The 11,940-nt window shown below is 36.6% G+C and carries 14 protein-coding genes; 9 read left to right on the top strand and 5 right to left on the bottom strand.

Features of this window, described 5'->3' with window-relative positions; genetic code table 11:
• The first annotated feature begins 37 nt into the window (after nucleotides 1–37).
• Nucleotides 38–703, top strand: coding sequence for a potassium channel family protein (locus RTP99_RS09005; RefSeq protein WP_000504032.1), 666 nt, complete (start codon nucleotides 38–40; stop codon nucleotides 701–703).
• Nucleotides 704–742: 39 nt separating this feature from the next.
• On the opposite strand, the gene rnjA is transcribed toward RTP99_RS09005, so the two are convergent.
• Both rnjA and RTP99_RS08995 read right to left on the bottom strand, forming a co-directional pair.
• A complete protein-coding gene (gene rnjA, locus RTP99_RS09000; protein ID WP_000670369.1) occupies nucleotides 743–2,410 on the bottom strand; it encodes a ribonuclease J1 in 1,668 nt (555 codons plus the stop codon).
• A gap of 4 nt (nucleotides 2,411–2,414) precedes the next feature.
• On the bottom strand, nucleotides 2,415–2,627 hold the full coding sequence (locus RTP99_RS08995; protein ID WP_000576444.1) for a DNA-dependent RNA polymerase subunit epsilon: 213 nt from the start codon (nucleotides 2,625–2,627) through the stop codon (nucleotides 2,415–2,417).
• 547 nt (nucleotides 2,628–3,174) lie between these two features.
• Between RTP99_RS08995 and RTP99_RS08990 the strand changes: the two genes are divergently transcribed.
• Nucleotides 3,175–3,948, top strand: a complete 774-nt coding sequence (locus RTP99_RS08990; RefSeq protein ID WP_000998288.1) for a Cof-type HAD-IIB family hydrolase — start codon at nucleotides 3,175–3,177, stop codon at nucleotides 3,946–3,948.
• Nucleotides 3,949–4,008: 60 nt separating this feature from the next.
• Here the strand turns inward: RTP99_RS08990 and def are convergent, their stop codons facing one another.
• Nucleotides 4,009–4,563 carry a peptide deformylase gene (gene def / locus RTP99_RS08985; protein WP_000957059.1) on the bottom strand — a complete coding sequence of 185 codons (555 nt, stop codon included), beginning with the start codon at nucleotides 4,561–4,563 and terminating at the stop codon, nucleotides 4,009–4,011.
• A 146-nt stretch (nucleotides 4,564–4,709) separates the two neighbouring features.
• On the bottom strand, nucleotides 4,710–4,856 hold the full coding sequence (locus RTP99_RS08980; protein ID WP_000274562.1) for a YjcZ family sporulation protein: 147 nt from the start codon (nucleotides 4,854–4,856) through the stop codon (nucleotides 4,710–4,712).
• 513 nt (nucleotides 4,857–5,369) lie between these two features.
• On the opposite strand from RTP99_RS08980, the gene pdhA reads away from it, so the two are divergent.
• The 5 genes from pdhA to RTP99_RS08955 all read left to right on the top strand — a co-directional run bounded on the left by pdhA (nucleotide 5,370) and on the right by RTP99_RS08955 (nucleotide 10,733).
• Nucleotides 5,370–6,485: a pyruvate dehydrogenase E1 component subunit alpha gene (gene pdhA / locus RTP99_RS08975; RefSeq protein WP_000536893.1), complete on the top strand. Its 1,116-nt coding sequence runs from the start codon at nucleotides 5,370–5,372 to the stop codon at nucleotides 6,483–6,485.
• Nucleotides 6,486–6,488: 3 nt separating this feature from the next.
• Entirely contained in the window at nucleotides 6,489–7,466 is a 978-nt protein-coding gene (pdhB, locus tag RTP99_RS08970) for a pyruvate dehydrogenase complex E1 component subunit beta (protein ID WP_000068166.1), read from the top strand.
• Between the two features lie 92 nt (nucleotides 7,467–7,558).
• A complete protein-coding gene (gene pdhC / locus RTP99_RS08965; RefSeq protein ID WP_000863427.1) occupies nucleotides 7,559–8,848 on the top strand; it encodes a pyruvate dehydrogenase complex dihydrolipoyllysine-residue acetyltransferase in 1,290 nt (429 codons plus the stop codon).
• A 5-nt stretch (nucleotides 8,849–8,853) separates the two neighbouring features.
• Complete coding sequence (lpdA, locus tag RTP99_RS08960; protein ID WP_000260111.1) at nucleotides 8,854–10,266, top strand: dihydrolipoyl dehydrogenase; 1,413 nt, start codon at nucleotides 8,854–8,856, stop codon at nucleotides 10,264–10,266.
• A 239-nt stretch (nucleotides 10,267–10,505) separates the two neighbouring features.
• Complete coding sequence (locus RTP99_RS08955; RefSeq protein ID WP_001221351.1) at nucleotides 10,506–10,733, top strand: hypothetical protein; 228 nt, start codon at nucleotides 10,506–10,508, stop codon at nucleotides 10,731–10,733.
• Nucleotide 10,734: 1 nt separating this feature from the next.
• On the opposite strand, the gene RTP99_RS08950 is transcribed toward RTP99_RS08955, so the two are convergent.
• Entirely contained in the window at nucleotides 10,735–11,127 is a 393-nt protein-coding gene (locus RTP99_RS08950; protein WP_001163310.1) for a DUF1885 family protein, read from the bottom strand.
• Nucleotides 11,128–11,254: 127 nt separating this feature from the next.
• Here RTP99_RS08950 and RTP99_RS08945 point away from each other — a divergent pair, with 127 nt between their 5' ends.
• Both RTP99_RS08945 and RTP99_RS08940 read left to right on the top strand, forming a co-directional pair.
• A complete protein-coding gene (locus RTP99_RS08945) occupies nucleotides 11,255–11,551 on the top strand; it encodes a DUF3055 domain-containing protein (RefSeq protein WP_011040622.1) in 297 nt (98 codons plus the stop codon).
• Between the two features lie 196 nt (nucleotides 11,552–11,747).
• A complete protein-coding gene (locus RTP99_RS08940; protein ID WP_000536778.1) occupies nucleotides 11,748–11,876 on the top strand; it encodes a GapA-binding peptide SR1P in 129 nt (42 codons plus the stop codon).
• Nucleotides 11,877–11,940 lie beyond the last annotated feature (64 nt).

Below are 11,940 nucleotides of genomic sequence, written 5' to 3'. Positions count from 1 at the left end.
AAAATACATAGTATTCGATGTTATTGGAGGAATTTCTGTGGGTGAAAAAGAGAAAGAATTTGCTGTCATTGGGCTTGGGCGTTTTGGTGGAAGTATTTGTCGGGAACTTGCTCAATTAGGTATGGAAGTAATGGCAATTGACTCAGATGAGGATAAAATTAATGAGTTTGCAAATATAGCTTCACATGCTGTAATTGCAGATTCAACAGATGAGATGGTATTAAAAAGTCTTGGTATTCGTAATTTTGATCATGTAGTCGTTGCGATTGGAGACAATTTAAATTCAAGTATTTTAACAACATTAATTCTGAAAGAGTTAGGTGTAAAAAATATTACTGTAAAAGCTCAAAATGATTACCATGAAAAAGTATTAAGTAAAATAGGAGCAGATCACATTGTGCACCCAGAGCGTGATATGGGAAAAAGGATTGCTAATAATATTGCATCAAGTAATGTGCTAGACTATCTTGAGCTTTCAGATGAGCATAGCATTGTAGAGATTATTGCAAATAAAAAAATTGATGGTCATTCTTTAATCGAATTAGATATTCGTGCGAAGTTTGGATTGAATATTGTAGCGATTAAACGTGGTAAAGAAGTTATTGTATCCCCTCGAGCTACGGAAAATATTCAAGCGGGAGATATATTAATTGTAATTGGTCATGACGATGAAGTAGATCGTTTCAAGCACTTTTTAAGATAAGAGAAAAGGACAATACCATAAAGGTATTGTCCTTTTTTCTTATATCTCCATAATGATTGGTAAAATCATTGGGCGACGTTTCGTTTTCTCATATAGGAATGGTGCTAATGTATCTGTAATTTCATTTTTAATTTCAGACCATTGCGTTGTTTTACGTTCCATTACTTTTTCTAAATGAGTTGTAATTAATGTTTGAGCATCATTAATTAAATCACTACTTTCGCGCATATAAACGAAACCACGTGAGATAATATCAGGCCCTGCTGCAACTTTAAATTCTTTCATATCAATGCTTACGACGACAATAACAAGTCCTTCTTCAGAAAGGATACGACGATCGCGTAATACGATATTACCGATATCTCCAATACCATTTCCGTCAATATAAACAGATCCAGATGGTATTTTACCAGCTACACTTGCTTCATCTGAACGTAAGGCAAGAACATCACCATTATCCATAATGAAACAGTTTTCTTCTGGAATACCACAATCATTTGCTAATTTCATATGCATACGTTGCATACGATATTCACCATGAATTGGCATGAAATACTTCGGTTTAATTAGACGAAGCATTAGTTTTTGTTCTTCTTGTCCACCGTGTCCACTCGTATGAATGTTTGACAGTTTTCCGTGGATTACATCAGCACCAGCACGGTACAACATATTAATTGTACGGCTTACACTAACTGTATTACCAGGGATTGGTGAAGAAGAGAACACAACTGTGTCGCCAGGAATAATTTGAATTTGACGATGGGTACCATTAGCAATACGTGAAAGTGCTGCCATTGGCTCTCCTTGACTACCTGTACATAAAATAACAACTTTATTAGCCGGTAGACGATTTAATTGAGATGCATCTATAAATGTATCTTTCGGACAGCGAATATAACCGAGGTTTTGTCCGATTTCAATCGCTGCCTCCATACTTCGGCCAAATACAGCCACTTTACGATTGTTTTCAACAGCCGCTTCAACGACTTGTTGCAAGCGATGGATATTTGATGCAAAGGTTGCGAAGATAATACGACCTTCTACTTTGCGGAAAATATCTTGAATACTATCACCAACACGGCGCTCAGACATTGTAAAGTTTGGAACTTCACTGTTTGTACTGTCAGATAAGAGACAAAGTACACCGTCTTTTCCGATTTCAGCCATTTTTGTTAAGTCCGCTGGTTCACCAACCGGTGTGAAGTCAAATTTGAAATCTCCAGTATGAACCACTTGTCCTTGAGGTGTTTTCACAACAACTCCGTATGAATCTGGGATACTGTGAGTTGTACGGAAGAAGGAAACAGATGTCTTTTTAAATTTAATAACATCATCTTCTTGAATTTCATAAAGCTTTGCTTTACGAAGTAATCCGTGCTCTTCTAATTTGTTTTTGATTAGTGCAATTGCTAATTTTCCGCCATAAATCGGAATGTTCACTTGACGTAATAAGTAAGGAATTCCACCGATATGATCTTCGTGACCATGTGTAATGAATAACCCTTTAATTTTATCTTCGTTTCGCACAAAATAAGTGTAATCTGGTATTACATAATCGATTCCGAGGAGTTCGTCTTCTGGAAACTTAATTCCAGCGTCAATTATAATAATTTCATCTTGAAATTGAACAGCATATGTATTTTTACCGATTTCACCAAGACCACCTAAAGCAAAAACGGCTGCTTGATCATTCTTTAGAAATTTCATATGACTATACGATTTCCGCTAATGTTAAATCAGCGTTTTCTTTTTCATATTCAAGATGATTGCCAGTCACAGACTGAACGAATTCGATATTATATGCGAACTTATTTAATTTTGTACGAACATCCTTTTCAGACGTAGCCTCTAAATATAAAACTTTTGTATTTTCACGTACTGGAACCTCAGTCATTTTTTCTTGATAAAATACTTTAAAAATCATTTGGAAAACCTCTCCTTGTCTATGTTTTGCATTATCTGTTACTTATTATAAAGCAAACAGTCACGATTTTCATGTTTTTTCGAATGAGAATGAAGAAAAAGCCCGAAATGGGCACAATTTAAGCGATCGTCTTTTTACGGACTAGATCTTTTAAATAACGCTTCAGCTTTTTCTTCAGCTTCTTCAGCATGATTACTCCTTCCTTTCCTTATTTTAAACATGCATATTACTAGTGAAAATGCCGTCTCTGATATAAGAAAGAGGACAAAAGTGAATGTTGAATCTTGTCTTTTCTCATACAGAGAAAGTTATTCTATAGTAACGATTAGTAGCCGTTAGTTATAGATATAGTATGAGAAAGAATAGAAAAGAAAATTCATACGAACAAGTATCCACATTTTTTACTAATATATATATGCAGGTTTCATAAATAAGGTCAGAAAGTGAACGCTTTCTTCACAGATGTTTAATATGTTATACTTTTTTTTAGCATTTGAAAAGCGATAATCAAAATAGGAATATAGAGTAACAGAAAGGATTTTGACAAATGAATGATAAAATTGTCTTTTTTGATATTGATGGAACATTATTAGATCATGATAAGAAGATTCCGCAATCTACACGAGATGCAGTAAGACAGTTACAAGAAAAAGGCGTGCATGTAGCAATTGCGACAGGACGTGCACCATTTATGTTTGAAGATATTCGTAAGGAACTGAATATCCACAATTATGTTAGCTTTAATGGACAGTACGTTGTATTTGAAGATGAGGTAGTATTTAATAACCCATTACATCCAGCTGCTCTACATAAGTTTACTCAGTTTGCAAAACAAGAAGGATATCCGCTTGTATATCTTGATCATCAAGAAATGAGAGCATCAGTGGAATATCATGATTATGTGAAAGAAGGGTTTGGCAGTTTACATTTTGAGCATCCGGCATATGAACCTGATTTTTATGAGAAGCGTAATATTTATCAAACACTTCTTTTCTGTGAAGTAAATGAAGAAGAAAAGTTTATAAATCAATACCCAGACTTTCATTTTATTCGCTGGCATGCGTATTCAATGGATATTATTCCAAATGGTGGTTCTAAGGCAAAAGGGATTGAGAAATTTATTGAAAAATTAGGATTTAACCGTGAACAAGTGTATGCATTTGGGGATGGCTTAAATGATTTAGAAATGATTGAAGCAGTTGGGACAGGTATTGTGATGGGGAATGGTCATGAAGACTTGAAAAAACTTGCGAATCATGTGACAAAGGATGTTAGTGAAGACGGTATATATCACGGTTTAAAATGGGCTGGATTGCTATAAGTGAATATGGAATCTATTTCATATAGTAAAAAGGCGGAAGAGTGTATTCCGCCTTTTTTACTATCGCTCCAGAGGTTTTGAATCGTCAGGAGCGGCAAATGGATTTTCTTTATTAATGTGGTCATAGAACATAACACCATTTAAATGGTCAATTTCATGTTGAAATACAATTGCTGGTAACCCTTTTAAACGTAATTTTACTTCTTCGCCGTTAATAGAAGTTGCTTTCACTGTAATTCTTGTATAACGAGGGACATAACCAGGTACTTCACGGTCTACTGATAGACAGCCTTCACCACTTTGTAAATATGTACGTTCAACAGAATGGCTAATGATTTTTGGATTGAATAATGCATGACTATATAACGTACCGTCCGTATCTGTTACATGAACCGCAATCATTCTTTTTGAAATACCGATTTGCGGAGCCGCTAATCCGATTCCAGGGCGTAAACTATATTTTTCAGCCATTTCAGGATCTTGGCTATTTATTACAAATTCAATCATTTCTTTAAGAGTATTTGTATCTTCTTCGCTCGCTGGTAGTACTACCTCTTCTGCAACGTTTCGCAAAATAGGATCTCCTTCGCGAATTACATCTTTCATTGTAAGCATATGTAATCTCTCCTTTCCCTTTTAGTCTACCAAAGGAGATGGAAAAAGTCATCGGCAAGTAAGGGGAAGATAGATCGGTTATGTAGGAATAAAAAGAAAGAGACGGCAGAGCCGTCTCTTTCTTTCCATAGTTGTTTCATTTTACATTAGCGAATGCAAGCAGCACCAACGATAATTAAAAGAATAAACAACACAACGATTAAGGCGAAGCCGCGTCCAGACCCACCACAAGAACCGCCATAACCGTAGGAAGGATATGAACAAGTTGGATAGCAATATGAATATCCGTACATGAGATGACCTCCTTTATCATTTCCCGCTAATACTGCGGTTACTATAATGTATGGAGGGAAGAGTAGAAATGTATGGGTAATTACCTATAAAAGGAAGAAGAGTTTGTATATTTTTGCTAAGAAGAGAGAAAAACTAAAGGGAATTAAATCGTTTACATATTATTCTAAGAGAAAAAACAAGTTAAAAAGGGAATAATATAACAGTAGGTTAATGCTTACTAATACAGATGTGAAAAATAAAAACACGTTTGTGTAGGAGAAACCTGCAGATTATTTATAAAAAAACGTATTCAAAGTAATTGACATCGTAATTAGAATAGTTGTAAACTAAAAAACGTGATCAAGATTGTATTAATATGTTTCTGAAAAAACATTAGTACAGATTGTTAGGTACACAAAATTATTCTCAACCGACAAATAAATTTGTTGGTTTACATTGTTGCGGTTTCCATCTAGCTAATAGATAGTGAAAGCGTTTCAGAATATGGTTCAAGAGAGGAAGAGGTGAACGGAATGGGTACTAAAACAAAAAAGACCCTATTTAATGTTGATGAGCAAATGAAAGCTATCGCAGCTCAATTTGAAACATTACAAATTTTAAATGAAAAAGGCGAAGTTGTGAATGAAGCAGCTATGCCTGAATTATCTGATGATCAATTAAAAGAATTAATGCGCCGTATGGTGTATACTCGCGTACTAGATCAACGTTCTATTTCTTTAAACCGTCAAGGACGTTTAGGTTTCTACGCACCAACAGCTGGACAAGAGGCTTCTCAATTAGCAAGTCATTTCGCACTTGAAGCAGAAGATTTCATCTTACCAGGATATCGTGATGTGCCACAATTAGTATGGCACGGTTTACCATTATACCAAGCATTCTTATTCTCTCGTGGGCATTTCATGGGTAACCAAATGCCTGAGAACGTAAATGCACTTGCTCCACAAATCATCATCGGTGCGCAAATCATCCAAACTGCTGGTGTTGCGTTAGGTATGAAATTACGTGGTAAAAAATCTGTTGCAATTACTTACACTGGTGACGGTGGTGCTTCACAAGGTGACTTCTACGAAGGTATGAACTTTGCGGGCGCATTCAAAGCTCCAGCAATCTTCGTTGTACAAAACAACCGTTATGCAATCTCTACTCCAGTAGAAAAGCAATCTGCAGCTAAAACTGTAGCACAAAAAGCAGTAGCAGCAGGTATTTACGGAATTCAAGTAGACGGTATGGATCCATTAGCTGTATACGCAGCAACTGCTTTCGCTCGTGAGCGTGCAGTAAATGGCGAAGGTCCTACTTTAATCGAGACTTTAACATTCCGTTACGGTCCACATACAATGGCTGGTGATGACCCAACTCGTTACCGTACAAAAGATATCGAGAACGAATGGGAACAAAAAGATCCAATCGTACGCTTCCGTGCATTCTTAGAAAACAAAGGCCTATGGTCTCAAGAAGTTGAAGAGAAAGTAATCGAAGAAGCAAAAGAAGATATCAAACAAGCAATTGCTAAGGCTGACCAAGCTCCAAAACAAAAAGTTACTGATTTAATGGAAATCATGTACGAAAAAATGCCTTACAACTTAGCTGAACAATATGAAATTTACAAAGAAAAGGAGTCGAAGTAAGCCATGGCTCAAATGACAATGATTCAAGCAATCACTGATGCTTTACGCGTTGAAATGAAAAATGACCCTAACGTACTTGTGTTTGGTGAAGACGTTGGTGTAAACGGCGGTGTATTCCGTGCTACTGAAGGTTTACAAGCTGAATTCGGTGAAGACCGTGTAATGGATACTCCACTTGCAGAGTCTGGTATTGGTGGACTTGCAGTTGGACTTGCACTTGAAGGATTCCGTCCAGTTCCAGAAATCCAATTCTTCGGTTTCGTTTATGAAGTAATGGATTCAATTTCTGGTCAATTAGCTCGTATGCGTTACCGTTCTGGTGGACGTTGGACTGCTCCAGTAACAGTTCGTTCTCCATTCGGTGGTGGTGTTCATACTCCTGAACTACATGCTGATAGCTTAGAAGGTTTAGTGGCTCAACAACCTGGTCTAAAAGTTGTTATTCCATCTACTCCATACGATGCAAAAGGTCTTTTAATCTCTGCGATTCGTGACAACGATCCAGTTATCTACTTAGAGCATATGAAATTATACCGTTCATTCCGTCAAGATGTACCAGAAGGCGAATACACAATTGATTTAGGCAAAGCTGACATCAAACGTGAAGGTACAGATGTATCTGTTATCGCTTACGGTGCTATGGTTCACGCTGCATTAAAAGCTGCTGAAGAACTTGAAAAAGAAGGTATCTCTTTAGAAGTTGTTGACTTACGTACAGTTCAACCATTAGATATCGAAACAATCATCGCTTCTGTTGAAAAAACAGGCCGCGTAGTTGTAGTTCAAGAAGCTCAAAAACAAGCTGGTATTGCAGCTAACGTTGTAGCGGAAATTAACGACCGTGCAATCTTAAACTTAGAAGCTCCAGTTGTACGTGTTGCAGCTGCTGATACAGTATTCCCATTCTCTCAAGCTGAGAGCGTATGGTTACCAAACCACAAAGATATTGTTGAAGCTGTTAACAAAGTAATGAACTTCTAATTTTTACTTATTCATGTGCAAAAGAAATCAGCACATGCTGATTTCTTTTGCCATATTCCATAATAAAGAAATGAATCAGGGGGCTGAATTCCGTGGCATTTGAATTTAAACTACCAGATATCGGTGAAGGTATCCACGAAGGTGAAATCGTAAAATGGTTTATTAAACCAGGCGACGAAGTAAACGAAGACGACGTACTTCTTGAAGTACAAAATGATAAAGCAGTAGTAGAAATTCCTTCTCCTGTTAAAGGTAAAGTACTTGAAGTACTTGTAGAAGAAGGTACGGTTGCAGTAGTTGGAGATACATTAATTAAATTTGATGCTCCTGGATACGAAAACCTTAAATTTAAAGGCGACGATCATGACGAAGCTCCTAAAGCTGAAGAAGCAAAAGAAGAAGCTCCTAAAGCTGAAGCTACTCCAGCAGCAACTGCAGAAGTAGTAAATGAGCGCGTAATCGCTATGCCATCTGTTCGTAAATATGCTCGTGAAAACGGCGTAGACATTCATAAAGTAGCTGGTTCTGGTAAGAACGGTCGTATCGTAAAAGCTGACATCGATGCATTTGCAAATGGTGGACAAGCGGTAGCAGCAACTGAGGCTCCAGCAGCAGTAGAAGCTACTCCAGCAGCAGCGAAAGAAGAAGCACCAAAAGCACAACCAATCCCAGCTGGTGAATATCCAGAAACTCGTGAGAAAATGAGTGGTATCCGTAAAGCAATTGCGAAAGCAATGGTTAACTCTAAACATACAGCTCCTCACGTAACATTAATGGATGAAGTAGATGTAACTGAACTTGTTGCTCACCGTAAGAAGTTCAAAGCTGTTGCAGCTGACAAAGGTATTAAATTAACTTACCTTCCATACGTTGTTAAAGCTTTAACATCTGCATTACGTGAATATCCAATGTTAAACACTTCTTTAGATGATGCTTCTCAAGAAGTAGTTCATAAACATTACTTCAACATCGGTATCGCAGCTGATACAGACAAAGGTCTATTAGTACCAGTTGTTAAAGATACAGATCGCAAGTCTATCTTCACAATTTCTAACGAGATCAATGATCTTGCTGGTAAAGCACGTGAAGGTCGTTTAGCTCCTGCTGAAATGAAAGGCGCTTCTTGCACAATTACAAACATTGGTTCTGCAGGTGGACAATGGTTCACTCCAGTTATCAACCACCCAGAAGTAGCAATCCTTGGTATCGGCCGTATCGCTGAGAAACCAGTTGTGAAAAACGGTGAGATCGTTGCAGCTCCAGTATTAGCATTATCTCTAAGCTTTGACCATCGTTTAATTGACGGCGCAACTGCTCAAAAAGCATTAAACCAAATTAAACGTCTATTGAATGACCCACAATTATTAGTAATGGAGGCGTAATAACAATGGTAGTAGGAGATTTCCCAATTGAATTAGATACAGTCGTTGTTGGTGCAGGTCCTGGTGGATACGTTGCGGCAATTCGTGCAGCACAATTAGGTCAAAAGGTAGCGATCATTGAAAAAGCTAACCTTGGTGGCGTATGCTTAAACGTTGGATGTATTCCTTCAAAAGCGTTAATCAATGCAGGTCATCGTTATGAGAATGCAATGCATTCTGATGACATGGGTATCACTGCAGAGAACGTAAAAGTTGACTTTACAAAAGTTCAAGAATGGAAAAACGGCGTAGTTAAGAAATTAACTGGCGGTGTTGAAGGCCTTCTTAAAGGTAACAAAGTTGAAATCATTCGCGGTGAAGCTTACTTCGTAGATGCTAACACATTACGCGTAATGACTGAAGATGCAGCTCAAACTTATACGTTTAAAAATGCTGTTCTTGCAACTGGTTCTACACCAATCGAAATTCCAGGATTCAAATACTCTAAACGTGTTATCAACTCTACAGGTGCTTTAAGCTTACCTGAAATTCCTAAAAAACTTGTTGTAATCGGCGGCGGTTACATCGGTATGGAATTAGGTACTGCATATGCTAACTTCGGTACAGAAGTTACTGTAGTAGAAGCGGGCGACGAAATCTTAGCTGGTTTCGAAAAAGCTATGAGCTCTGTTGTTAAACGTGCTCTACAGAAAAAAGGTAACGTAACAATCCATACAAAAGCTATGGCTAAAGGCGTTGAAGAAACAGAAACTGGCGTAAAAGTTAGCTTCGAAGTTAAAGGTGAAATCCAAACTGTAGAAGCAGATTACGTATTAGTAACTGTAGGTCGTCGTCCAAACACTCAAGAAATCGGTCTTGAGCAAGTTGGAGTTAAAATGACTGACCGCGGCATCATCGAAATCGATGAGCAATGTCGTACAAATGTACCAAACATCTATGCAATCGGTGATATCGTTCCTGGACCACCATTAGCTCACAAAGCTTCTTACGAAGGTAAAGTAGCTGTAGAAGCAATTAGTGGCCATGCGTCAGCTATCGATTACATCGGAATTCCTGCAGTATGCTTCACTGATCCAGAATTAGCATCTGTTGGTTACACTAAGAAACAAGCTGAAGAAGCTGGAATGACTGTAACTGTATCTAAGTTCCCATTCGCTGCTAACGGTCGTGCATTATCATTAAACAGCACTGACGGTTTCTTACAACTTGTAACACGTAAAGAAGATGGTCTTCTTGTAGGTGCTCAAGTTGCAGGTGCAGGCGCTTCTGATATTATTTCTGAGATTGGTTTAGCTATCGAAGCTGGAATGACAGCAGAAGATATCGCTCAAACAATCCACGCTCACCCAACATTAGGTGAAATCACAATGGAAGCAGCTGAAGTTGCTCTTGGAATGCCAATTCACATTGTAAAATAATTTAAGCAATGAAAATAGCCCATCTCTTATTTAAAGAGATGGGCTATTTTTTATTTTATAATAAAAGTGGCTTGCAAGGTCTTTATACGTACTTGTCGAATGAATATATAATAATTTAATTGAATCGTTAAAACATATATAAATCCAAAAGCCATATATATGCTTTCGTGTAATATGTAATTGATTCAAACTTAATACCATATATTAATAAAATAGAGCATGTCAAAGGAGAAGGTTCCATGAGAATATTACATGTTATATTTTATCATTTTTTATTATGGAGTGGTTTTTCTGTTGTATTATCATTGTCAAATGGTGATAAGTTGCATTATAAAGTCATTCTATTTTTTGTATTTCTTTATTTAGCATATGTGATCGCATATTTTGTATTGCAAATTAGAAAGCAGGCATTATTCCTTACGTGTTCAAATTGCATACTGTTCTTAATTATATTTTCTATTTTTTAAATTAACGTTTATAGAAATACATTGTTCTTCCATTAAATAATTGTAACTCTCCTTCTAATTTCTTCGCTAGAAAACGGCAAAATTCATTTGCTTTTCCTTTATCACCAAATGTTGCATTAGGTGGTAAAGAAACTTGAATATAAGTTTGTTCCTTTTCTATACCGACACCAACATAAATGGAGTCATATCGATCGTGCGTAGATTGTAGTTTGAATGTTGTTGCTGATGTATCTAAAATTTCATACGGAAAAGCGGTATTTGTATAAGCGTAATTAATTTGAACACCAGTTTTGGAAGTAACTGTTTTATAATAATGAAAAAGTTGTTTTATATCATCTATTGAAACAGATTGTTGATTGGATTTAGGTACAAGCGTAATAAAGGCATGTTGCATATAAGTTCCCCCTAACTTAGTAGAATACTCTCATTCTACATCCTACTGAATTTTTTGACAATTAAAAGGAGTATTCCTTTTTTTGTTTAATATACTAATGAAAGGTGATGTAGAAAGGTGGAAACCGATGTTTGAAAAATTGTATGATGAGCATGAAAGTGTGAAGGTACGATTTTTGGGGTTTATGACACATGATACTCGTTATGATTTTGGTGTTATTTATACAAATATGTTTTTTGGAAAGCCACTTATTGTTTGCATGCAAACAGGAAGGTCTACTTTACTTGGACGAGATGATGTAGAGAATGTTCAACATTTGCAGGAAGTGTTCAAATTAGGTTCAGAAGAGGAAGCAGCTGAGTTAGCTCAGTTTTTCTCATTTTTAGTTCCATCTACATCTTTGCATGCGGAATACGAAGAATAAATAATGTAAAACAGTCGTACGTATAAATATGGCTGTTTTTTTGTTTGAATATCGCATACTAATTTAAAATAAAAATATTTAATGTGTTATACTAAAAACCTATTGACGTAAAAAGTATAACATATTAAAATAAAGACAGAAAGTTAAGCGGTTACAAAAAAGTTTTTGGGATTATAAACTTAGGGGGAAATGAAAAATGGGAACAATCGTATGTCAAGATTGTGAAGGTACAATTGCACACTTCGAGGATGAGAAAGTAACGGTACTTTACGGGAAATGTGGATCTTGCGGATGTGATCACACAGAGCATACAAAAGCCCAATAATTGATAGGAAATGGACAGCTGAAAGTTTTTAGGACCATAAACTTAGGGGGAAATGAAAAATGGG

It is taken from the genome of Bacillus sp. (in: firmicutes), from assembly GCF_031983925.1.
GTDB lineage: Bacteria > Bacillota > Bacilli > Bacillales > Bacillaceae_G > Bacillus_A > Bacillus_A pacificus.
The sequence above is the reverse complement of the archived record's forward strand: the minus strand, read 5'-3'. Positions and strand labels throughout refer to the sequence as shown.